Source organism: Salinirussus salinus, from assembly GCF_009831455.1.
Classification (GTDB): Archaea; Halobacteriota; Halobacteria; order Halobacteriales; family Haloarculaceae; genus Salinirussus; species Salinirussus salinus.
Genome location: NZ_WOWO01000004.1, coordinates 15,145 through 35,990 on the forward strand (window position 1 = coordinate 15,145; position 20,846 = coordinate 35,990).

The following is a 20,846-nucleotide window of genomic DNA, read 5'->3' on the forward strand; positions in this document are numbered from 1 at the left end:
CCTTATATGGCTAATATTCCTCCTAATTTCGAACGAATGGCTGGATAATCTCCTATTTGTTTGTATACGTAAAGCTAACTCTTATATAGTGTCCTTCCACACGAACAGACCGTGATTGAGTGTCTGATGTTGGAAATATACTGTCGAGTGTTGGACGAATGCGCACACAGTGACAGACACACGACACAGGTGACAACATGCTAGCACCACTACAGGCAGCGGTCGTCGAGGGCGTCGTCAACGAAATCAACGCGGTGTGGTTCCTGCTGGTATCCTTCCTTATATTCTTCATGCACGCGGGCTTCGCGATGCTGGAGGCGGGGCAGGTCCGGTCGAAGAACGTCGCGAACCAGCTGACCAAGAACCTCCTGACCTGGAGCGTCGGGGTCTCGGTGTATTTCCTGGTCGGCGCCGGCGTCTACGCGGTCGCCGGCGGCGGGGAGTACGTCTGGACGTTCGCCGGGAGCGGGCTGGACTGGGTCACCTGGCTCTACGGCGCCGTCTTCGCGATGACGGCCGCCACCATCGTCTCCGGCGCCGTCGCCGGCCGGGCGAAGCTGCGCGCGTACGTCACGTACACGGTGATGCTCTCGGCGGTCATCTACCCCGTCGTGGGCGGCATCTCGTGGGTCTCGGGCAGCTTCCTCGGGTCGATGGGCTTTCAGGACTTCGCCGGCGGGATGGTCGTCCACGGGATGGGCGGCATCGCCGGCCTGACCGCCGCGTGGGTCATCGGCCCGCGGATCGGCCGGTTCAACGACGACGGGAGCGTCAACGTCATCCCCGGCCACTCGATGACGTTCGCGGTGCTGGGGACGCTCGTGCTGGCCTTCGGCTGGTACGGCTTCAACGTCGGTACCGCGGCGATCCTCAGCTTCAACCCCGACCCCGGCGCGGCCTCGACGGTGATCGAGGTGGGTGGTGAGACCGTCGGCTTCAACAGCGACACGCTCGGCCGGGTCGCGATGACCACGACGCTGGCGATGGGGGCCGGCGCGATGGGTGCCGGGCTGGTCGCCTGGCTCAAAACCCGCAAGGTCGACACCCTCTACGTGGCCAACGGGCTGCTCGCGGGCCTGGTCGGGATCACTGCCATCCCCGACACCACGGCCTGGTGGGGTGCCTTCGTCGTCGGCGGGCTGGCGGGCGCACAGCTCCCGGTGGTCTTCGGGTTCGTCGAGCGCCGGCTCAACATCGACGACGTCTGTGCGGTCTTTCCCGTCCACGGGAGCGCGGGCGTGCTCGGCACGCTCATGTTCCCGTTCGTGGCCGCGCCGGGGGTCGTCGACAGTATCCCCGGCGCCTTCCTCACCCAGCTGACCGGCGTCGTCGTCATCGGCGGCTGGACGGTGCTGGCGACCGCCGCGGTCTTCGGCGCCCTCCGGGCGCTCGGGCAACACCGCGTCTCCGAGGACCACGAGCGGGAGGGGCTCGATTCCTCCGAACACGGCGTCGAGACCTACCCCGAGTTCGGCGGGCGGGACAGCGTGATGGCCGACGGCGGCGCAACGTTCAACACCACGGAACGGGTGGGTGAATCCGATGACTGAGATCACGATGGTCGTCGCCTACATCCGTCCGGACAAGCTCAGCGACGTGAAACAGGCGCTCGCGGAGACGGGCGCGCCCTCTCTCACTGTGACGAACGTCTCCGGCCGGGGCTCCCAGCCCGCCAAGACTGGGCAGTGGCGCGGCGAGGAGTACGTCGTCGACCTCCACCAGAAGGTGAAGGTGGAGTGCGTCGTCGCCGACGTGCCCGCCGGTGACGTGGTCGACGCGATCGAGGAGGCGGCCCACACGGGCGAACCGGGCGACGGGAAGATCTTCACCATGCCCGTCGACGACGCCGTCCAGATCCGCACCGGCGAGCGCGGCCCCGACGCCGTGTAGGCCCGCGCCGCGACCGAACGCGGCGGGCGAACAGTTTCTCGCGGTGCGGACTCAGCCGTCGGTCGCTTCCAGGTCCCCGCGCTCGCGGACGCACTCGTGGACCCGGTCGGGGAGGGGGGTCGGCTCGAAGGTCTCGTCCACGAGCACGAAGCTCACCTCCCCGGACGCGGCCCGCTCGCCGTTCTCGCGACGGACCGTGAAGTCGACTGTCAGCGACGTCTCGCCGGCGGTGACCGCCGTCTCCACTGTCGCCGCCTCGCCCGCCCGCAGCGGCGTCTCGAAGGAGGCCGCGGCGTCGACGGCCGGCAGCGCGTGGCCCTCGCGGCGCAACGCCTCCATGAGGTGGTCCTCGACCGGCGCGAAGTAGTCGTTCAGCCCGACGACCACGAAGTGGAAAAACCGGGGGAAGTAGATCAGCCCGCCGGCGTCGGTGTCCCCCCAGGTCACCCGGACCGTCGTCTCGTGGGACATACGCGGGCTACCCGCTCGCTGGGTGTAACTGTTGGCCCGACGTATGAGTTGTACTTAGTTGGGAGGGCTCAGGAGCGAGAGCTGCGAGCAGCAAGAAAGCCCCCGGAGGCTCGCCGTCGTCGGCGCTACGCGCCGACTGCCTGAGGGAGATTCGCTCCCTCTCTGGCTACGACTCGCTGCGCTCCTCAGTCGCTTTCACTCCTTGCGGTGCTTACGTCGTCTCGCTCGGCGAGCCTCCGGCCCCTTTCAGTCCCGCCCGGCTTGGACAGCCGAAGTGGGTGGGACTGAAAGGGGCGACCTGTTCGACGACGGTCGGAAATCGCAGCGCGATTTCGGAGCACATCAGAAATCGGAGATTTCTGAGGACGGCGGGCGACGTAAGGACCGCAACGAACGCAGTGAGTGAGGACCGCAGCGAGCGCGAGGTCGACCGAAGGGAGACCTCGGCCTGCTCGAACGGTGACCACAGGGAACCGTGAGAGCCCCCCGAGTCGAACAGGTCGGGGCTTTCTTGCTGGGGTAAATCCCGTCTCTGCTAAACGAAACACCACTGACCTGTGACGCGTCAGCTTCTTTCCCCCCGAGCCGAACCTCACAGTATGAACGACGACCAGTCCCGCTCGCTGTACGGGCGCGCGCTTGACGCCATGCCCGGCGGCGTCAACTCCTCGGTCCGGGCGGTCCGGCCCTACCCCTTCTTCATCGAACGCGGCGACGGCGGCCACGTCGTCGACGCCGACGGCAACCGCTACATCGACTACGTGATGGGCTATGGCCCCCTGCTGCTGGGCCACGACCTCCCCGACCCGGTCACCGCGGCCGTCCAGCAGGCCGCTGCCGAGGGGCCGATGTACGGCGCCCCGACCGAGGTCGAGGTCGAACTCGCGGAGTTTCTGGCCCGCCACGTCCCCAGCGTGGAGATGACCCGCTTCGTCAACTCGGGGACCGAGGCGACGGTGTCGGCGGTCCGGCTCGCGCGGGGGTACACCGGCCGGGACAAGGTCGTCATCATGCAGGGCGGCTACCACGGCGCTCAGGAATCGACGCTCGTGGAGGGCGCGGGCAGCGACACTCACCCCTCCAGCCCCGGCATTCCGGACTCCTTCGCCGAGCACACCCTCACCGTTCCCTTCAACGACGAGGAGGCGGTGTGGGAGGTCTTCGAGGAACACGGCGACGAGGTCGCGGCGGTGATGACCGAACCGGTGCTGGGAAATTATGGGATCGTCCACCCCGTCGACGGCTACCTGGAGACGCTCCGGGAGGTGACCGAGGAGCACGGTGCGCTCCTGGTCTTCGACGAGGTGATCACCGGCTTCCGCGTGGGGGGATTGCAGTGCGCCCAGGGGAAGTTCGGCGTCACGCCCGACGTGACGACCTTCGGGAAGATCGTCGGTGGCGGCTTCCCGGTCGGCGCCATCGGCGGGAAGACGGAGATCATCGAGCACTTCACCCCGTCAGGGGAGGTGTTCCAGTCGGGCACCTTCTCGGGGCACCCGGTGACGATGGCCGCCGGCCTCGAAACCCTCAGATACGCCGCCGAACACGACGTCTACGACCACGTCAACAGCCTCGCCGCCGAGTTACGGGAGGGGCTGACCGACATCTGTGCCGACCAGGCCCCCGCGTACACTGTCGTCGGGACGGACTCGATGTTCAAGACCGTGTTCACCCGGGACGCCCCCGACGACCTCGGGAACCAGTGCGGCTCCGGCTGTCGCCAGCGGGAGTCCTGCCCCCGGTACGACATCTGCCCGAAGACCGGCGGGGACATCAAGCGCGCGGATACCGAGCGCTGGGAGCGACTCCACTGGCCCGCGATGCGCGAGCGGGGCGTGTTCCTGACCGCCAACCAGTTCGAGTCCCAGTTCGTCTGTGACGCTCACACCGAGGCGGACATCGAGGAGACGCTGGAAGCCTACAAGGAGGTTCTGTAGTGCCCGGAGACGACGATATCGCGCTGGACGAGAAGCGGATGCACGGCGACAAGCGCGGGGAGACGGTCGTCTACGTCGCCGGCGGGATGGGGCTGACCCGCGTGGAGGTCGCCGGCGACCAGGTCGGCCGGTTCGAACTCCCCCTCCGGGACGAGGTCCGCGACGTCGCCGGCCGCGACGGCCGCCTCCTGGTGGCGACCGACGACGACGTGCTGGTCGGCACGGGCGAGGGGTTTGAGCCGACGGGCTTCGGTCCCGCGGCGGTCGTCGGGCTGGCCCCCGGGGCAGCCGGCACGGGCCCGCGCCCGCTCGCGGCTGCCCCCGATGGCGAGGTGGCCACTCTCCGGGGCGACGAGTGGGAACCGGTCGGGACAGTGGACGACCCCCGGGCCATCGACGGCGACCTGCTGGCGGCGGGCGACGGCGTCTACCGGGTCGATGCGGAGGGCCTCGACCGGATCCGGGAGGGGGCGGCGACCGACGCCGCCGCGGCCGGCCCCTACGCCGCCTGCCCGGACGGGCTGTACGAACTCCCGGACCGGCGGCTCCGGGGGGGCGAGCACACCGCAGTCGCCGCCGACACCGGCGGGGGCCGGGCCCACGCCGTCGCCGGGGGTGGCCTGTTCACCCGCCGGGAGAGTGGCTGGGAGCGAGCCGACGCGCCGACCGACGAGCCGGTCGTCGACGTGGCCTACGGCGAGTCGGTCTACGCGGTCACGGCGACGGGGACGCTGCTGGTGCGTGCCGACCCCGAGCAGACGCCCGACGGACGCGGCGGCTGGCGCTCGCGGGCGCTGGGCGTGCGGGAAGTCCGGCGGCTCGCGGTCCCGTAGCCGCCTGAACCCGTCTGAGTGCCGGCACGTTTCCGCAGCGTTTTGAGCCCGCCCGCCGAAGCCCGGGTATGACCGACGACCCGCAGGTCCCCGTCGTCTGCCCGGAGTGTGGGACCGAGACGGACGTTGCCCTCTCGGCGCTGGCGGAGACGCTGGAGCGACACAACGAGAACCGCCACGGCGGCGAGGAGTGCGCGCAGGTCGACCCCGACCTCGCCGCGGAGCTGCAGGACCTGGTGGCCGAGGACATGGGGCTGCTGGACTGACAGGAGGCGACCGCGGCCAGCCGGGCGCCCGCCGGATCCGAAAGGCCCGTTAGGCAGGGTAGCGACTCCCCGGTAATGATACTCAGCGGCTCGCGCTCGCAGTCCCTGGCGGCCGCGCTCGCCGCCGAAACGGGCCACGAGCTCGCCGGCGCCTCCCGCGACCGCTTTCCCGACGGCGAACAGCTCGTCGAGCTCGACCCGCCGGAGCTCGACGAGGCGGTCGTCGTCGCCTCGACGGTCTCGGACGCCGCCCACGTCGAACTCCTCCAGCTCCAGGACGCCGCCCGCGAGGCCGGCGCGAGCCGGGTGACGACCGTCCTCCCCTACATGGGCTACGCCCGCCAGGACGAGGCCTTCGAGCCCGGCCAGCCCGTCTCCGCCCGGGCGGTCGCGCGGGCCCTCTCCACGGGGACCGACCGCGTCTTCGTCGTCGAACCCCACGAGCCGGGCGTCTGCGAGCACTTCGAGGTGCCCGCGGAGCTGGTCGCGCCCGCGGGGCTGCTCGCCGAGCCGCTCGGTGACCTGACCGAGCCGCTCTTTCTGGCCCCCGACGCCGGCGCGGCCGACCTCGCGGAGACGGTGCGAGACGCCTACGGCCGCGGGGCGGTCGACCACTGCGAGAAGACCCGCCACTCCGGCAGCGAGGTGACCGTCGAGCCCGCCGGAACGGGCGTCGGCGGCCGCGACGTCGTCCTGGTCGATGACATCGTCGCCACCGGGTCGACGATGAGCCAGGCGATCGCCGGAATGGCCGGCGACGCCGCGAGCGTGACCGTCGCCTGCGTCCACGCCCTGTTCGCCCGCGACGCCTACACGAAACTCCGGCGGGCCGGCGTCGACGCCGTCTACGCGACCGACACCGTCGAGCGCCCGGTGAGCGAAGTGAGTGTCGCCCCCGCGGTCGCCGACCGGCTGTGACGTCGGGCCCCGACGCTGCCGGCGGGTCGGCCGTCGACGCAACTGCTGGAAGCGGCGCCGAGACCACGAGCGACGCCACCGTGGCCGCCGATTCGGGCTACCGGTGGCGGATGCTCGCCGTCGTCTCGCTTGGCTGGGCAGCCCTCCAGTGGGGCCGCTTTCTGCTCCCGCCGCTTCTGCCCCGCATCCAGGCCTCGCTGTCTCTGTCCTCGGCAGCCGTGGGGCTGGCGCTCGCCGCCTTCACGCTGGTCTACGCCCTCGTCCAGTACCCCAGCGGAACCTACTCCGACTCGCTGTCGCGGGCGACGCTTCTGGTCCCCGGATTCCTGGTCATCCTCGCTGGCTTTGCCTTCGTGGGCATCGCCGTCCACCCGGCGCTGTTTCTCGTCGGCATCCTGCTGGTCGGGGTCGGGAAGGGTCTCTTTGCCAGCCCCTCGCGGGCGCTGCTCTCGGACCTCTTTGCCGACCGGCCGGGCCGGGCGCTGGGGATCTACTCCGCGGGGACCGACATCGGCGGGCTGCTGGCCTCCGGGCTCGCCATCCTGGTCATCGGGACGACCTGGCGGGCCGCCTTCGTCCCGGTACTCGTCTGCCTGGGGCTGATGGGGGCGCTGTTCGTCGTCTGGAACCGCGAATCCTACATCCTCCGCCGGGAGCGGCTGGCGGTCGGCGACACCGTCCGCCGCGTGGTCGCCACCCGCGACCAGCGCGAGCGCCTGGCCGCCTACGCCCTGTTCTTTTTCGCTATCGGCGGGCTGATCAATTTCTTCCCGACCCTGCTCGTGGTGAACGGGTTCTCGGAGACGCTGGCCAGCGGCGTCTACGCGCTGGTGTTCGTCGTCGGGATGGTCACCAAACCCGTCGGTGGCGCGGTCTCGGACCGGTACCCCCGCCTGCTGGTGAGCATCGGCGCGCTCCTCTTTTCGGTCGCCGGGCTCGCCGTGGTTCTCCTGACCGGCTCGCTCGCCGCCGTCGCGGCCGGCACGGTCGTGATGGCGGTCGGCTACAAGACCCAGTTCCCCATCGTCGACAGCGTGGTGATGGACGCCGCCCCCGACGGCTCGGTCGGCGGGGACCTGGGGGCCGCCCGGGGACTCTTCCTGACGACCAACGCCGCCGGTCCGGGTGTGGTCGGCGTCCTCGCGCAGTTCTACAGCTACACCGTCGCCTTCTGGGTGCTCGCGGCGACCATCGCCCTCGCCGGCCTCATCCTCGTTCGCCAGTACCTGCGGGCGTGAACCGTCGATGGACGCGCCGAACCGTCGCACCCTCTCGGCCGACCACACCAGCTAAGCCGGCCCCGTCCCAGCAGCCGGTATGGACGAGGAGGACGTCACCGTCGTCGCGAACCCCCTGGCACAGGACTGTCTGACCGACCTGCGCAGCGTCGAGACCGACGACGCCGCCTTCCGGGGCCGGCTGAACGACCTGGGGCGGGTCTGCGGGGTCGCGCTCGCGGACCGCCTGCCCGCCGAGACCGTCGACGTGACCACGCCGCTGGCGGAGACGACCGGCACGCGCGTCCGCTCGGAGGACGTCGCGCTCGTGAGCGTCCTCCGGGCCGCGACCCCCTTCGTGGCTGGCCTCGTCGAGAGCCTCCCGCGGGCCAGACAGGGCGTGCTCTCGGCGAGCCGCGACGAGAGCCGACGGCTCGAGGACGGGAGTTTCCCCGTCGAAGTGGAGTACGTCAAACTGCCCGACGTCGACGGCGATACCGTCGTTGTCGCGGACCCGATGCTCGCCACGGGGAGCACGATGGTCGCCGCCCTGGAGGCGGTCGACGAGGCCGGCGACCCCGACGAGGTGCTCGCGCTCTCGGCGGTCAGTGCCCCCGCGGGAATCGAGCGGGTCCGGGAGGCGTTCCCGGAGGTGGAGGTCGCGACCGTGGCCGTCGACGACCGCCTCGACGAGAACGGCTACATCGTCCCCGGGCTGGGCGACGCCGGCGACCGCGCCTTCGGCACCGAGGGGGAGTGAGCTGCCCCGGCAGTCCGCAACAGCCGAGCGAGCGGAGGCTTTCCTGCTGGTCCCAGGGACCCGTCCACAAACGCCCTTACCTGAACACAGCCGCCGGAGTACCCCGTGGATCTAACCCCCTGTCTTCCGGTGGAAAACCGCACGACTCCGGTGTCGCAGGCGCTTGGGCCACTACTTTCGCTCCGGTGGGGGGTCGTGACTTGGACAGAGCCGTCCGCCAGTCACTCGCGGTCGATCTCGGCGCGGCCGCTGGTGGCGCTTCGCAGCCGGTCCCGGAGGTCCGCGGCCGACGCCTCGGGCGCCCGCACGTCGAACCGGACCCGCTCCTCGTAGTCGGCCTCGAAGTCGGCGTCGGCACCCTCGAGGAGTCCCCGGACGCTGCCGGAGTCGTCGTAGTCGACGGTGACGGCGAAGGACTCGCGGGGGCGACGCTCGGTCGTCCCGGCGTCGGCGACGGCCTCCTTGACGGCGCGGCCGTAGGCCCGGGCAAGCCCGCCGACGCCCAGCTCCGTCCCGCCGAAGTAGCGGGTGACGACCGTGGCGACGTTCTCCAGCTCCTCGCCCTGGAGGACGTTCAGGGCGGGCTTGCCGGCGCTGCCGGTGGGTTCGCCGGCGTCGCTCTCGTACTCCCGCAGCGGGGCGGCCCGCACCCGGTAGGCGGGAACGTTGTGGGTCGCGTCGGCGTACTCCTCGCGGACCGCCTCGACGAAGTCCTCCGCCGCCTCGACGCTCTCGACGGGCGCGACGTGGCCGAGGAACTCGGAGCCCCGTATCTCGAAGGCCGCCCGTCCGCGGCCGGCGACGGTCCGGTAGCGCTCGGTCACACCCGCCGTTGCGGGGCCGGCGGGGTTGTGGGTTTCGCCCGCCGGCCCGTCGTCAGTCGGTGGCTCCCTCTTCTCCGTCTCCGGTTCCGGCGCCGTCGCCGTCCCCGCCGTCCTCTTCGCCGGCCGACAGCCCCGCCTCGTCCTCGCGGTCGAGTGCACGTGGAGTGTCGTGGTACTCGGAGTAGCCGTCGAACCACCGGGCGATGCGCTCGACCCGGTCGACGATGTGGTTCGGCTGGCCGGACCGGGAGAGTTCGTGGCCCTCGTCCGGATAGCGGACGAGGCGGGTGTCGATGCCGTGCTTGCGGAGGGCCCGATAGAAGAGTTCGGCCGTGGAGGCCGGCGTCCGGTAGTCGTCCTCGCTGTGGAGCACGAGCGTCGGGGTCTCGACGGCGTCGGCGCTGCTGACCGGCGACTGCTCCCAGAGGAAGTCGGCGTCCTCCCAGGGGACGGCGTCGAAGTCGCCCTCGACGAGCTTGTAGGCCATGTCCGTCGAGCCGTAGAAGCCGGTGAGGTCGTAGACCCCGCGCTGGGAGACCGCGGCGGTGAAGCGGTCGGTGTGCCCGACCAGCCAGGCGGTCATGAAGCCGCCGAAGCTCCCACCGGTGAGAAAGACCTGGTCGCCGTCGACGTACGCGCGGTCGGTCACCTCGTCGACGCCCGCGAGCACGTCCGCGGCCGTCACGGCCCCCCAGTCGCGCTCGATGGCCTCGGCGAAGTCCTGGCCGTAGCCCGTCGACCCCCGGGGGTTCGACCAGAAGACGACGTAGCCCCGGGCCGCGAGCGTCTGGAACTCGTGCCACATCGTCCCGCTCGTGGTCCACATGGCGTGGGGACCGCCGTGGACCTCCACCGCCAGCGGGTAGGTCTCGTCGGGGTCGAAATCGGGCGGCGTGAGCACCCAGCCCTGGACCTCGTGGCTGCTCTCGCCCCAATCCGCCGCGTCGACGCTGACCGAGACCTCCTCCGGCCGGGAGACCGCCCGGTCGTCCAGCAGGTCGGCGTTTGCCCGGGTGAGCCGGCGTTCCTCCGTCCCGCCGGGCGTGGTCACGTACAGGTCCCCGGGGTGGTCCCACTCGCTGCGGACGACCGCGAGCAGGTCCTCGCCGACGTGGAGGCCGTCGACGCTGGCCCACGCTTCGCGGACGACCCGCTCGGCGTCGCTCCCGTCGCCGTCCCAGGGAGCCGCCCACACCGCCCCCGCGCCCTCGTCGGGCGTCACCAGGTACAGCGACTCGTCGTCGGGCCCCCACTGGACCGAGTGGTCGAAACTCAGCGTCCGGTCGAGGGCGGCCATCGGGGTGTGGACCTCCCCTGCCTCGACCTCGTAGACCCGGGCCTCCACGGGACGCATCGAGGCACGGTCGTCCTCGACGTAGGTGTAGGCGACGCGGCCGTCACCCGTCGCCGCGAGCGTCGTCGCCCACGCCGTCGTGGTGTGGAGTGCCTCGCGCTCCCCGGACGCCGTGTCGTAGGCGACGATGGTGTGCTCGTTCGAGTCGTCGGGGTCGGGCTCGCCGTCCCGGACCGTGTAGTAGAGGGTGTCGGCGTCGCCGAACTCGGGGGTGGCGTGGTCGCGGTCGGCGTCGGTGACCCGCTCGATTTCGTCGCCCTCGCCGCCGGTCGGCCCCGGCGCGTCCTCGGGCGCACCGCCGAGGTGGGCGAGGTAGACCTGCCCGCGGCGGCCGTCGAAGTACTCCTCCATCGACCGGTAGACCGTCCGGTCGATCACCCGCGGGTCCGGGGGCTCGGGCTCGTAGTCGTCGGGGACCGACAGGTCCCGGTCGGCCTCGCGGTCGTCGGCGGTGACCCGCTGGACGAACGCCACCCGGTCGCCCGCCGGCCCCCACGCGATGCCCTCGACGCCGCCGACGACGTCGGTGACCTGGCGGGCCTCGCCGCCGTCGGTCGGCACGACCCACAGCTGCGGGCGGTCGTCGTCGGCCCCGCGGGTGGAGACGAAGGCCAGCCGGTCGCCGCCCGGGCTGAACCGGGGCTGGCTGTCGACCCCCTCCGCGAGGGTGAAGCGGCGGGGCTGGCCGCCGCCGGTCGGGGCCAGGTGGACCGTCGCCTCGTAGCTGTCCCCCTCCTCGCTCGGCTCCGCGCGGACGAACGCGACGCGCTCGCCACCCGGCGCGACGCGGGGCTCGGTGACCCCCGCGAGGTCGTGAAAGTCCGTGGCCTCGATCCGTTCCATGGACGCCGCTGGGGACGGACCCGGCAAAGGCGTTCGGGACCCGGCGGGCGAGGTGTCCACGGCGGGCGCGTACCCGCCCGCAGACAGGGAACAAAACATAGGAGTGACCGGCGGCCAACGTGCCGGAGGGATGAGTGTCCGCAGTCGCGTGCGCGACGTCCTCGACCGCTTCCCGTCGGCGCTGGCCCGGCTGGGGGTCGTCGAGCGCTCCAGCGCGACCGAGGCCTTCGACCTGGCCGTGCCGGTGATGGTCACCGGCGGGCTCCGGGTACTGCTCCGGATCGCCGACTTCCTCTTCGTCGGGATCGCGCTCGGCGACGCCGCCATCGGCGGCCTCGAGATCGGCTTCCAGTACTACTTCATCGGCTTCGGGCTCTCGCTCGCCCTGACCAGCGGCACGATAAGCGTCGTCTCCCGGCTCCAGGGCGAGGGGCGGGGCGGCCGGGCGAACCTCGCGGTCAAGCAGTCGCTGCTGCTCTCGACGGCCATCGCCCTCCCCCTGACGGCCGCCTCGTGGCTCTACGCCGAGCCGATGGTGGCGATACTCACCGACGATCCCGCCGTCGTCGGCTACGGCGCGGCCTACCTCCAGGTCGTGATGCTGTCGCTCGTCTTCCGCTTCTACTCGATGGTCGCCGCGCGGGCGCTGGCGGGTAGTGCGGACACCCGAACGCCCATGTACGTCCGCCTGCTGACGCTGCCGACCAACCTCGTGCTCAACGCCGTGCTGGTCTTCGGGCTCGGTCCCTTCCCCGCGCTGGGGGTCGTCGGCGCCGCCATCGGCACCGCCGTCGCAAACACCCTGGCCTCGCTCGTGTTCCTGGCGCTGCTCGTCTCGGGCCGGTACGCCGTCACGCTCCCGCTCTCGCGGCCCCACTTCGAGTTCGGCCTGAACCGCGAGATCGTCCGTGTGGCCGCGCCGCTTGCCGGGATGCGGATGCTCCAGTCGACCGCCCGCTTTCCCTTTCTGTTCATCCTGGGCGTGCTCGGGACGCCCGCGCTGGCCGCCTACGCCATCGGCCGCCGGGTGATGCTGCTCGCGCTGATGCCCGCCTGGGGTTACGCGACCGCCGCGAGCACGCTCGTCGGCCAGGCCATCGGCGCCGGCGACCGCGACGACGCGACGGACTACGGCTGGCAGACCCTGCGGATCGGGCTGGCGACCCAGCTCCTGCTGGCGGTCGTGCTCGTCGTCGCCGCCCGGCCGCTGGCGCTCGCCTTCGGGACGGAGTACGTCGACCTCACGGTCGACTTCATCCGCGTGTTCGGGCTCGTCACCGCCGGCTTCAGCATCTCCCGGACGATGCGGGGGAGCCTCCGTGGGGCGGGTGACACCCGGTGGCCGCTGTACGCCGAGTTGCTGGGCTCCTATCTGGTCCGGATCCCCATCGCCGCGCTCGCGCTCCCCGCGACCGTCTCGGTTTCGGTCGCCGGCTTCTCGTTTGCGCCCGGGATGGACCTGGGATACACGGCGGTCTTCCTGGCGCTGTTCGTCGACTTCTACGCCAAGGCCGCGGTCAACACCGGCCGGTTCTGGTCGGGCAAGTGGTGGGGCGTCGCCCAGCGGGCGAGCACCTGAGTCACGCCCCGGTCCGCTCACAAGCGACGTCAGTCCTCCAGGCTCGGGTGCGTGACCTGGTCGTCGGGGTGTGGCTCGGCGAAGCGCTCGCGCATCGTGGCCAGGGATTCCGCCTCCCGCTCGCGGCGCTCGGCCTCGTCGACCTCCTCACAGCCCGGCGGCAGCGGCCGGTCGCGGTCGGTGAAGTAGCCCTCGGGGGCGACCCAGTCGTGGTAGAACGGCCGGTCGTCGTCCTCCAGTATCGTCACGCCGACCTCGGCGCCGTGGCCGGCACAGACCGCCGCCTGGTGGGGTTTTTCGGCGAGCCGCCCCGCCGCGTAGAGCCCGTCGACGCCGGTCCGGCCGCGCTCGTCGGTGTCGATGAACGCCTTCCCGCGGTCGATGATGCCGACGCCGTCGATCCCCTCGAGGTAGCCGACCGCGTTCTTGGTCGCCGCGACGACGTACGCCGTGCGGTACCGGTCGCCGGCCGCAGTCTCGACCCCGAAGCCCTCCTCGGTCTGTTCGACGCTGGCTACCCTCGCCTCGACCTGTCGACAGCCGGCCCGTTCGGCCTGCTCGCCGAGCAGGTCGAGCAGGTGTCGGCCGTTGACGCCGGCGGGGAAGCCGGGGAAGTTCTCCAGGTGGGCGTTCCGCCGGAGCAACGACCCGCCCGCATCGACCACGAGCGTGTCGAGGCCGTGGCGGGCGGTGAAGATGGCTGCGGAGAGTCCGGCCACACCACCGCCGACGACGACCACGTCGTACCGGGTCATGCCCGTCGGTCGGCTCCCGCGGGTTATGAGCGTGACCATCCGCCAGCAGGCAGACACCGCACGGAAAGCGCCAGCCCCGCTACTCGTACTCGCCTTCCCGGACGTCGGGTTCGGGCTGGCTGGCCATCTGGAGGCGGTTGCGCGGGACGAAGTGGGCCAGATCGGTCGTCGTGACGATACCGACCGGCTCCCCGTCCTCGGTGACGGGGAGCTTCTTGACGCCGTTGTGCCCCATCCGCTCGCCAGCGACCCTGACCGACTCGTCGGGCCGGATCGTCACCACCGGGTCCGACATGATCTCGGCGACCGTCGTCGACTCGAGGTCGACCTCCTCGCCGACCGCAGCGACGACGTCGGCCTCGGTGACGATCCCGTCGACGATCTCCTCGCCGACGACGAGCGAGCCGACGTGTTCCTCTCTGAGTGTCCGGGCAGCTTCGACGACTGTCATCTCCCCGTCGACAGTGAGGACGGGGCTGGTCATGATACCGCTGACCGGGGTGTCGTCCATATCCACGGATACGGCGCCAGCGGCTTAATGCTGACTGCACCGCGTGCCCGGGAGCAGCCGCCACAGTCGGTGGGTGGTCGGCTCGAAACGAATTCGCTTTTCGCCGGTGGGCCGGTACCACGCCGACGTACGCGACGCGTGATTACGCCCCGAACGCCAAGCTCGGCTTTCTCGCCGGACTGGCGCTGTGGACGGTCGGAGCGCTTGGCGGAGTGGTCGGACCGGCCCTGTTCGGCCCCCTGCCTGGGTGGGAGACGATGCTGCTCGCTGACGCCGAGGTCCTCGGCGTGCCGGTCGGGCTGCTGTCACTGGTTGTGTTCGGTGTCGAACTCCCGCCGGTCGAATGACATCCTCCGCAGGCCTACGACGTCCGCCACGCCGCCAGCGCCGGCAGGACCTCCTCGCGGGCCAGGTCGAGTGCGAGCCCGAGCGCGACCAGCCCGAACACTCCGAGCCAGACGGCAGGCCACTGGTGACCGCCGAGATACTGCTGGACGCTGTTGTACTCGGCGACCAGCCCGACCAGCGACAGGACGACCGTCCCGAGGCCGTACATCACGAGGGCGAACAGTTCGGCGCCGGCATCCGCCAGCAGCTCGTACATATCTACCGGAGGACGGCTGAACGACAAGAGCCTTTCCGTCGTCGCGCTCGCTGGTTCCCGGGCAGCCCCGAAACCCCGGAGCTTTTACTCGGGGCCGCGAACCGCCGTGCATGAGCACCTCAACGAAGGTCGTCCTCGGGACCGTCGGCGTCGCCGCGCTGCTGTCGGTCGTGATCCTCGTCAACCTCGTCGCGGCCTGATGTTCGCCGAGCGCGACCTCGCGCCGGCGGTGGCGGCGGTCCGCGAGGCACACGGCGGTCTCGTACTCGACTGCGAGCAGGATTTCGAGACGCTCCCCCCCGCCGCGGCCGAGGACCTGGGCCTGCTGGTCGACGGCCTCGACCCCTTCGACGCCCCCGACGCGTGGCTGCCGCCGGACGCCCCGGAGGTCCTCCGGGAGTACGCCAGCGGCACCTTCACCGTGGGGATGCCCGGCGACGGCAGCGTGGCCTGGACGCGCCAGACCGACCCGCCGGTCGTCGTCTGCAAACCCCGGCTCGACGAGTCACCGGCGGCCTTTGCGGACTTCCTTGTCGCCGAGGCCACCGTCCAGGCGGGGCTGGGCGACCCCGAACACTTCCTGGGCTTTTTCCAGGGCCGCTATCCCGAGTTCGACGCCGCCCTGGACGCGCTCGGGCCCGTCGAGACCTACCAGGTGGCCGCCGCGTGTCACGACGCCTACCTGGGACTCGCCACCCGCGACATCTTCGCTGGGTGGAGAGACGGTGAGACGGCCCCGCTGTTCGAGGCCTGGATGGACGCCGGCGACCGGCTGACCGGCCGTCTTGAGGAACTGCCCGGAGCGGTCGCCCGCGGGGAGACCGGCTTCGCCGACGCCGCCGAACTCGCCTGCAGCGGCGTCAAGCACGCGCTCGACATCCCGTCACCCTTCGACGCGCTGGACGCCGCGGCCTACCGCGACCACGGCGCGGACTACGCCGTCCGGTGGGCCGAGAGGACCGCCGAGACGGTCGAGTGAGCGCGCCCTGCCCGGCTACAGCCGGTCCAGCACCGCCTCGGGCTCGTAGTTCAGCGTCAGTTCCCGGGAGCGACCCCGGCCCTCGACGTCGGTGTAGGTGGCGTCGATGACGCCCAGCTGGTCGAGCTTGTTGATGATCTCCGAGTAGCGGGTGTAGCCCAGGTCGGTCTCCTCGTGGAAGACCTCGTAGATGTCGCCGGCCCGCTTGCCGTCGTGGTCGGCGATGACCTCCACGAGCGCCCGCTCGGAGTCGGAGAGTCCCTGCAGGCGCCGCGAGAGGTGGACGTAGCGGGACTTGTCGTAGGCTTCCTCGACATCTTGCCGTTCCACCTCGCGGCTGGCGCGCATCTCGGCGTTCAGCCCCGCGCGGTGGAGCAGGTCGATCCCCACGCGCAGGTCCCCGCCCTGCTCGGCGGTGAGTTCCGCGACGCGGTCCAGCGTCGGGGCGGCGATGACGTCGTCGTGAAAGCCCCGCTTGGCGCGCTCGGCGAGGATGTCCGCGATCTCGGGCTCGTCGTAGCTGGGGAAGTAGACTTCTTCCGGCCGGAAGACGCTCTGGACCCGGCTGTCCAGCGCCTCGATGATCTCGAGGTCGAGGTCCGAGGAGACCAGGATGACGCCGATCCGGGCCCCGCCCTGCTCCTCGTGAGCCCGGAGCAGCGAATAGAGGGTGTCGGAGGCCTCGGACTCGTAGAAGAGGTAGTTGACGTCGTCGAGCGCCACGACGAGCACCTCGTCGTCTTCGACCAGGCGGTCGGTCACCTGCGAGAACAGCTTCTTGAAGGAGATGCCCGAGGAGGGGGGCTCGTAGTCGAAGACGCCCTCGAACAGCCGCGAGAACACCGAGTAGCGGGTGGAGTTGACCTGGCAGTTGACCCGCACCGCCTGGACGTCGGTCTGGGCGCGGAGTTCGTCGAACAGCACCTGGATGGCGGTGGTCTTGCCCGTCCCCGGCGGGCCCTGGGCCATGACGTTCAGCGGCCGGGACCCCCGGACTGCGGGGCGGAGGGCGTACTTCAGGCTCTCCATCTGGGTCTCGCGGTGGCTGAACGTCTCGGGGACGTAGTCGATCTCGAAGACGCGCTCGTCGCGGAACACCGACTCGTCCCAGGACAGCATCCCCTCCTCGGGGTCGTCGGTCATCACTTTCACCGAGCCTGTCGCGCCACTTAACGCTACTGGGGAGCCCCGTCGGGTCGCGGCCGGGCGCGGCTGGCCCGGGTCCGACCGGCGTCAGCGACCGCAGATAAACCCCGCGCAGGTTTGAGCGACAAGGCGCAGGGGGCGACGGGACCGACGTGGAGACGTGATGAGCCTACTCGACACGCTCCTCGGAACCGACGACACGGACGACGGCGAACTGGAAACGGACGGTGGCGTGGCTGCAGACGACGGCGGGGTGGCCGCGGGTGGCGACGCAAGCGGAGACGCGGCTGCCGGCGGCCGGCGCGCCCGGTGCCGGAACTGCGGGCAGTACTACGGGGCAGCGGCGGAGACCTGTCCGCACTGCGGGTCGGGCAACAAGCTGCTGGGCGGGCCCGCGGACGGGACCCGCCAGCGCCGGTGACTTCCGTCCTCCAGACACAGCCGCCCGGTCTCAGAACGGGCCGCCGGAGACCAGGTCGGCCATGACGGTCCGCTCGGCCCGCCGGAGCAGTTCGCCCGCGGTGCCGGTCGCACAGTCGAGCCTGTCGGCCACTTCCGAGAGGGTGGCCTCGCGGGGCGACCGGTAATAGCCGGTCTCGACGGCCGCGCGGGCGGCCTCGAACTGGCGCTGGGTCAGTCCCTGCCGAGCCTCGACCCGGCCGGCCGCGTACTCCCCGACCGAGACCACCTCGACACCCATCGTCTCGGGGATGTCCTCGACGGCCGCCTGGACCGCTCCCGCCGGGCCGACGGCCGTGAGGTGGACGGTGCCGTCGGTGCGGTACTCGACGGGCATCAACAGAAGCAGCCCGGGCTGGCTGAAGGCCGCCGAGAACTCCCGGTCCTCGCCGGTCAGCGCCTCCCGGACGTACAGGTAAAACGAGTCGTCCGGGCAGGGGCTGAGCTCGTAGGCCCGGACCGCCTCGCGGGCCTCCAGCGCCTCCCGGTATGGCTCGGTCGGCCCCTCGACGTGGACGAGCATGGCGTGCGTCGACTCCCCCGCCTCGCGGTGGAGCAGCCGCGCCGGCCCGTAGGCGTCGCGCTCGACGACGAACTGGTGCATCGGGTTGCGCTCTCCGGGAGACTGGGAGACGCTCACCTCGAGATAGCGCATGCCGCCGGGCTACGGGCGCTCGCGGTTTATAGGCTCAGAACTTCTCGAGCAACCCCTCGTAGAAGCCGGTCCCGTCCTCGCCGGCGAGCTTCTCGACGATGAGTTCGGGGGTCGAGCGGGCCAGCGTCCCCTTGACCGGCGAGCGATTCACCCGCAACTCCCCGTCGACCAACCCCTCGGCCTCGATGCCGTCGACGGCCAGGTCGGCCTCGGCGGCCGCCCGGATCTCCCGGGCGAGATGCGAGACGAACACCGCCGTTGCGTCCCGGTCGGAAAGCGACTCCAGGATGCCCGCCATGATGTCTGCGGCAGCGCCCGGCTCGGTGATGCTCTCGAGTTCGTCGACGAGCACGAGGACGGGGCGGTCGGCGCTCACTTCGGTGACGAGGTCGCCAAACTCTCGGAGCGTCGACTCGAAGGCTCCCGCGTCGAGGGTGCCCTGGCTCTTGGCGTAGTAGTGGAGTTCCGCGACGCGCCCGACGCGGGCCCGCTCGGCGGGCACGGGCAGACCCATGTGCGCGAGCGTTACGACGAGCGCCACCAGGTCAAGCGTCGAGGTCTTCCCGCCGCTGTTGACCCCCGAGAGCAGCGCCACCCCCTCGACACCGTAGTCGACGGGTTCGACCTCCCCGAAGGGCACATCGAGCAGCGGCGACCGGCCGCCCTCGACCTCGAACCCCTCTCCCTCGATGGCCGGCATCGTACAGTCGAAGTCGGCGGCGAAGCGGGCGACCGCGAGTTCGACGTCCAGCTCGAGGGCGGCCGAGACCAGCGCCTCGGCGTCCCCGCGCAGCCCCGCGAGGTCGCGGGCGAGTTCGCGCTTCCGGCGGGTCCGGCGGCGGTCCCGGGCGGCCCGCAACTCCTCGCGCAGGCGCGAGACGACCTCCTCGTCGCGTTCCACGGGGTAGGTCGGACGGTCACCGAAGGCCCGCCGGGCCAGGTCGGCAGTCCCCTCCAGGTCGAGCGCGTCGACGAGGTGCTCGCGAGCGCGCTCGACGGCGGCCTCGTACTCCCCGGAGAGCTCCTGGGAGAGCAGCGAGTCCACGCCGGCGCCCTGCTCGACCAGCGAGAGGAGGTCGGTCCCCTCGATGGTGACGTCGCGGGCCTCGATGGCCTCCCGGAGGCCGTCGTTGGCGACCCGCTCGGCCTCCGCGACCGCGGTATCGAGTCCCTCGACGGCCGCGGCCAGCCGGTCGAGTTCGTCGTCGCCGGTCACCTCGCCCTCGTCGTCGAGCCGCTCCAGGGCGTCGGCCAGCGTCTCCAGGTCGCAGGCGACGTCGAGGTCGGCCCGGCGGGCGACGGTCACCGCGGCCCGGAGCGGCCCACGGTTCGTCGCGAAGAACTGGAGGGTTCGCTCGGGGACCACCTCAACGGGATTCTCGAGGGCGTCGGACTGGACCCGGACGTCGCCCTCGACGTCGATCCCCGCGAACTCCGAATCGAGGGCAATTACGGTGGCGTACCCGCGGGCGAGCTCGGCCAGCTGGCGGGCGTCGTCGACGAGTTCGACGCTCAGCTCGGGCACCGCCTCCCGGGCGCGGGCGTAGGTCTCGGCGTCGCTCGTGGCGAGACAGCGGTCACGGACGCGGACGTCTCCGGGTGAGCCGAGGGGTGCGACGTCGGTCAGCGCCTCCCGAACCGACGGGTCGGGGTCGCGGGCCAGCGCCCGCTCGGCGAAGGCGCGGGCTTCCTCGATCCGCGACTCGCTGGCGCTCGGGTAGAACGTCTCCAGCCGTTTGGCACCGTAGTCGGTGACCGCCCGCTCCTGGAGCAGCGCGAGGGTGTCACGGTAGAGCTCGCGGGCGCGGTCGGTGGCGAGAAACCCGCCGGGGTCGTCGTGGCGCCGCCGGACGGCCGCGCGGGCGATGCGGGCGGCCCGCCCCTCGCTGACCCCGGGTGCCCGGGCGAGCGTGGCGACGTCGCCCTCCCGGAGCGCCCGCTCGGGGGCCTCCAGGTCCCGGAGGGCGTCGGCAGTCTTGGCCCCCACGCCGGGGATCGACTCCAGGTCGAGGTCGGCGTCCGAGCCAGGGTCCGTGTCGGCGTCCGACTCCATCTGCACCCCGGTTCGGGCGAGGGGAGCAAAAACCCAGCGAGGGGGAGACCCGAACGAAGTGAGGACCTCCAGACGGCGAGCGGCGCCATCCGCGCCGGGGTTAAACCCGGCCGGCGCGTAGCCGGGGTATGCAGGTCGGTCTCATCTCCGATATCCACGGCAACCGGGTGGCGCTGGAGGCGGTGCTGGCGGACATGCCACCGGTCGACCGGCTGGTGTGTGCGGGCGACGTCGTCGGCTACAACCCCTGGCACGCCGACTGCGTCGACGCGATGCGCGAGCGGGCGGTGCCGACGGTGATGGGCAACCACGACCGCGCGGTCGCGGGCGGGGCGCACTTCGCCTTCAACTCGATGGCCGGCGCGGGCGTCCGGCACGCCCGCGAGGCGCTCGACGACGACCAGCTCGAGTGGCTCGCGGCCCTCCCAAACGAGCGGGCGGCCTGCGAGGGGCGTGTGCGGCTGGTCCACGGTCACCCCGACGACCCCGATCGGTACACCTACCCCGCGCAGTTCGGCCCCCACCTGCTCGACGAGGAGCAGGTGCTGGTGCTCGGACACACCCACGTCCAGCACCACGAGCGCTACGACGAGGGGGTGGTCGTGAACCCGGGCAGCGTGGGCCAGCCACGGGACGGCGACCCGCGGGCGGCGTACGCGACTCTCGACCTCGAGGGGCTGCGGGTCGAGGAACACCGCGTCGAGTACGACGTCGACGAGGTGGTCGCGGCCATCGCGTCGGCGGGGCTCCCCACCGAACTCGGCGAGCGGCTACGGGAAGGGCGGTAGGAGA

General features: G+C 71.3%; 23 protein-coding genes. 14 read left to right on the forward strand and 9 right to left on the reverse strand.

All coding sequences use genetic code 11. The features are described 5' to 3' along the window. Positions 1-197 precede the first annotated feature (197 nt). Both GN153_RS13950 and GN153_RS13955 read left to right on the forward strand, forming a co-directional pair. Positions 198-1,550: an ammonium transporter gene (locus GN153_RS13950; RefSeq protein WP_159903847.1), complete on the forward strand. Its 1,353-nt coding sequence runs from the start codon at positions 198-200 to the stop codon at positions 1,548-1,550. Continuing rightward, the gene (locus tag GN153_RS13955) at positions 1,543-1,890 is read left to right on the forward strand and encodes a P-II family nitrogen regulator (protein WP_159903849.1); all 348 of its coding nucleotides are present in this window, start codon (positions 1,543-1,545) and stop codon (positions 1,888-1,890) included. Before GN153_RS13950 ends, GN153_RS13955 begins: the two co-directional genes overlap by 8 nt. A 51-nt stretch (positions 1,891-1,941) precedes the next feature. Here the strand turns inward: GN153_RS13955 and GN153_RS13960 are convergent, their stop codons facing one another. Further along, positions 1,942-2,361 (reverse strand): acyl-CoA thioesterase, encoded by a 420-nt coding sequence (locus GN153_RS13960; protein WP_159903851.1) that lies wholly within the window; start codon positions 2,359-2,361, stop codon positions 1,942-1,944. A 599-nt stretch (positions 2,362-2,960) separates the two neighbouring features. On the opposite strand from GN153_RS13960, the gene hemL reads away from it, so the two are divergent. The 6 genes from hemL to upp all read left to right on the forward strand — a co-directional run bounded on the left by hemL (position 2,961) and on the right by upp (position 8,292). Further along, positions 2,961-4,298: a glutamate-1-semialdehyde 2,1-aminomutase gene (hemL, locus tag GN153_RS13965; RefSeq protein WP_159903853.1), complete on the forward strand. Its 1,338-nt coding sequence runs from the start codon at positions 2,961-2,963 to the stop codon at positions 4,296-4,298. Further along, positions 4,298-5,131, forward strand: coding sequence for an HVO_0234 family beta-propeller protein (locus GN153_RS13970; protein WP_368372794.1), 834 nt, complete (start codon positions 4,298-4,300; stop codon positions 5,129-5,131). The genes hemL and GN153_RS13970 overlap by 1 nt, the downstream gene beginning before the upstream one ends. 68 nt (positions 5,132-5,199) lie before the next feature. Further along, complete coding sequence (locus tag GN153_RS13975; RefSeq protein ID WP_159903855.1) at positions 5,200-5,397, forward strand: hypothetical protein; 198 nt, start codon at positions 5,200-5,202, stop codon at positions 5,395-5,397. A 75-nt stretch (positions 5,398-5,472) separates the two neighbouring features. Further along, positions 5,473-6,315: a ribose-phosphate diphosphokinase gene (gene prs, locus GN153_RS13980; RefSeq protein WP_159903857.1), complete on the forward strand. Its 843-nt coding sequence runs from the start codon at positions 5,473-5,475 to the stop codon at positions 6,313-6,315. Next, positions 6,312-7,553, forward strand: a complete 1,242-nt coding sequence (locus GN153_RS13985) for an MFS transporter (protein ID WP_201287922.1) — start codon at positions 6,312-6,314, stop codon at positions 7,551-7,553. The genes prs and GN153_RS13985 overlap by 4 nt, the downstream gene beginning before the upstream one ends. Before the next feature lie 79 nt (positions 7,554-7,632). Beyond that, positions 7,633-8,292 carry a uracil phosphoribosyltransferase gene (gene upp / locus GN153_RS13990; protein WP_159903859.1) on the forward strand — a complete coding sequence of 220 codons (660 nt, stop codon included), beginning with the start codon at positions 7,633-7,635 and terminating at the stop codon, positions 8,290-8,292. A 221-nt stretch (positions 8,293-8,513) separates the two neighbouring features. Here upp and GN153_RS13995 read toward each other — a convergent pair whose 3' ends face one another. Next, a complete protein-coding gene (locus GN153_RS13995) occupies positions 8,514-9,116 on the reverse strand; it encodes an IMPACT family protein (RefSeq protein WP_159903861.1) in 603 nt (200 codons plus the stop codon). A gap of 52 nt (positions 9,117-9,168) precedes the next feature. After that, on the reverse strand, positions 9,169-11,313 hold the full coding sequence (locus GN153_RS14000; protein ID WP_159903863.1) for a S9 family peptidase: 2,145 nt from the start codon (positions 11,311-11,313) through the stop codon (positions 9,169-9,171). Between the two features lie 130 nt (positions 11,314-11,443). On the opposite strand from GN153_RS14000, the gene GN153_RS14005 reads away from it, so the two are divergent. After that, on the forward strand, positions 11,444-12,892 hold the full coding sequence (locus GN153_RS14005) for an MATE family efflux transporter (protein WP_159903865.1): 1,449 nt from the start codon (positions 11,444-11,446) through the stop codon (positions 12,890-12,892). 29 nt (positions 12,893-12,921) lie between these two features. Here GN153_RS14005 and GN153_RS14010 read toward each other — a convergent pair whose 3' ends face one another. Together GN153_RS14010 and GN153_RS14015 are read right to left on the reverse strand one after the other, a co-directional pair. Continuing rightward, positions 12,922-13,647: an NAD(P)/FAD-dependent oxidoreductase gene (locus GN153_RS14010; RefSeq protein WP_159903867.1), complete on the reverse strand. Its 726-nt coding sequence runs from the start codon at positions 13,645-13,647 to the stop codon at positions 12,922-12,924. Positions 13,648-13,726: 79 nt separating this feature from the next. Beyond that, positions 13,727-14,158 carry a CBS domain-containing protein gene (locus GN153_RS14015; protein WP_159903869.1) on the reverse strand — a complete coding sequence of 144 codons (432 nt, stop codon included), beginning with the start codon at positions 14,156-14,158 and terminating at the stop codon, positions 13,727-13,729. A gap of 8 nt (positions 14,159-14,166) precedes the next feature. Between GN153_RS14015 and GN153_RS17935 the strand changes: the two genes are divergently transcribed. Further along, entirely contained in the window at positions 14,167-14,505 is a 339-nt protein-coding gene (locus GN153_RS17935) for a DUF7860 family protein (protein ID WP_449329036.1), read from the forward strand. 14 nt (positions 14,506-14,519) lie between these two features. Here GN153_RS17935 and GN153_RS14020 read toward each other — a convergent pair whose 3' ends face one another. Then, the gene (locus GN153_RS14020; RefSeq protein WP_159903872.1) at positions 14,520-14,762 is read right to left on the reverse strand and encodes a hypothetical protein; all 243 of its coding nucleotides are present in this window, start codon (positions 14,760-14,762) and stop codon (positions 14,520-14,522) included. 110 nt (positions 14,763-14,872) lie between these two features. Here GN153_RS14020 and GN153_RS17940 point away from each other — a divergent pair, with 110 nt between their 5' ends. Continuing rightward, positions 14,873-14,962 (forward strand): hypothetical protein, encoded by a 90-nt coding sequence (locus tag GN153_RS17940; protein WP_449329034.1) that lies wholly within the window; start codon positions 14,873-14,875, stop codon positions 14,960-14,962. Next, a complete protein-coding gene (locus GN153_RS14025; protein ID WP_159903874.1) occupies positions 14,962-15,741 on the forward strand; it encodes a DUF7089 family protein in 780 nt (259 codons plus the stop codon). The genes GN153_RS17940 and GN153_RS14025 overlap by 1 nt, the downstream gene beginning before the upstream one ends. A gap of 15 nt (positions 15,742-15,756) precedes the next feature. On the opposite strand, the gene GN153_RS14030 is transcribed toward GN153_RS14025, so the two are convergent. Further along, a complete protein-coding gene (locus GN153_RS14030; RefSeq protein ID WP_159903876.1) occupies positions 15,757-16,884 on the reverse strand; it encodes an ORC1-type DNA replication protein in 1,128 nt (375 codons plus the stop codon). 166 nt (positions 16,885-17,050) lie between these two features. On the opposite strand from GN153_RS14030, the gene GN153_RS14035 reads away from it, so the two are divergent. Then, complete coding sequence (locus GN153_RS14035; protein ID WP_159903878.1) at positions 17,051-17,308, forward strand: zinc ribbon domain-containing protein; 258 nt, start codon at positions 17,051-17,053, stop codon at positions 17,306-17,308. A 30-nt stretch (positions 17,309-17,338) separates the two neighbouring features. Here the strand turns inward: GN153_RS14035 and GN153_RS14040 are convergent, their stop codons facing one another. Further along, positions 17,339-18,001 carry a helix-turn-helix domain-containing protein gene (locus tag GN153_RS14040; protein WP_159903880.1) on the reverse strand — a complete coding sequence of 221 codons (663 nt, stop codon included), beginning with the start codon at positions 17,999-18,001 and terminating at the stop codon, positions 17,339-17,341. Between the two features lie 34 nt (positions 18,002-18,035). After that, entirely contained in the window at positions 18,036-20,054 is a 2,019-nt protein-coding gene (locus GN153_RS14045) for a helix-hairpin-helix domain-containing protein (protein ID WP_159903882.1), read from the reverse strand. A gap of 128 nt (positions 20,055-20,182) precedes the next feature. Between GN153_RS14045 and GN153_RS14050 the strand changes: the two genes are divergently transcribed. Then, a complete protein-coding gene (locus tag GN153_RS14050) occupies positions 20,183-20,842 on the forward strand; it encodes a metallophosphoesterase family protein (protein ID WP_159903884.1) in 660 nt (219 codons plus the stop codon). The last annotated feature ends 4 nt before the right edge of the window (positions 20,843-20,846 follow it).

Bases quoted from the DNA above. Each gene is read 5' to 3' on its own strand.
- GN153_RS13950 (WP_159903847.1), top strand. From the start codon at position 198: ATGCTAGCACCACTACAGGCAGCGGTCGTCGAGGGCGTCGTCAACGAA.
- GN153_RS13955 (WP_159903849.1), top strand. From the start codon at position 1,543: ATGACTGAGATCACGATGGTCGTCGCCTACATCCGTCCGGACAAGCTC.
- GN153_RS13960 (WP_159903851.1), bottom strand. From the start codon at position 2,361: ATGTCCCACGAGACGACGGTCCGGGTGACCTGGGGGGACACCGACGCC.
- hemL (WP_159903853.1), top strand. From the start codon at position 2,961: ATGAACGACGACCAGTCCCGCTCGCTGTACGGGCGCGCGCTTGACGCC.
- GN153_RS13975 (WP_159903855.1), top strand. From the start codon at position 5,200: ATGACCGACGACCCGCAGGTCCCCGTCGTCTGCCCGGAGTGTGGGACC.
- prs (WP_159903857.1), top strand. From the start codon at position 5,473: ATGATACTCAGCGGCTCGCGCTCGCAGTCCCTGGCGGCCGCGCTCGCC.
- upp (WP_159903859.1), top strand. From the start codon at position 7,633: ATGGACGAGGAGGACGTCACCGTCGTCGCGAACCCCCTGGCACAGGAC.
- GN153_RS14000 (WP_159903863.1), bottom strand. From the start codon at position 11,313: ATGGAACGGATCGAGGCCACGGACTTTCACGACCTCGCGGGGGTCACC.
- GN153_RS14005 (WP_159903865.1), top strand. From the start codon at position 11,444: ATGAGTGTCCGCAGTCGCGTGCGCGACGTCCTCGACCGCTTCCCGTCG.
- GN153_RS14010 (WP_159903867.1), bottom strand. From the start codon at position 13,647: ATGACCCGGTACGACGTGGTCGTCGTCGGCGGTGGTGTGGCCGGACTC.
- GN153_RS14015 (WP_159903869.1), bottom strand. From the start codon at position 14,158: ATGGACGACACCCCGGTCAGCGGTATCATGACCAGCCCCGTCCTCACT.
- GN153_RS14020 (WP_159903872.1), bottom strand. From the start codon at position 14,762: ATGTACGAGCTGCTGGCGGATGCCGGCGCCGAACTGTTCGCCCTCGTG.
- GN153_RS17940 (WP_449329034.1), top strand. From the start codon at position 14,873: ATGAGCACCTCAACGAAGGTCGTCCTCGGGACCGTCGGCGTCGCCGCG.
- GN153_RS14025 (WP_159903874.1), top strand. From the start codon at position 14,962: ATGTTCGCCGAGCGCGACCTCGCGCCGGCGGTGGCGGCGGTCCGCGAG.
- GN153_RS14030 (WP_159903876.1), bottom strand. From the start codon at position 16,884: ATGACCGACGACCCCGAGGAGGGGATGCTGTCCTGGGACGAGTCGGTG.
- GN153_RS14035 (WP_159903878.1), top strand. From the start codon at position 17,051: ATGAGCCTACTCGACACGCTCCTCGGAACCGACGACACGGACGACGGC.
- GN153_RS14040 (WP_159903880.1), bottom strand. From the start codon at position 18,001: ATGCGCTATCTCGAGGTGAGCGTCTCCCAGTCTCCCGGAGAGCGCAAC.
- GN153_RS14045 (WP_159903882.1), bottom strand. From the start codon at position 20,054: ATGGAGTCGGACGCCGACACGGACCCTGGCTCGGACGCCGACCTCGAC.
- GN153_RS14050 (WP_159903884.1), top strand. From the start codon at position 20,183: ATGCAGGTCGGTCTCATCTCCGATATCCACGGCAACCGGGTGGCGCTG.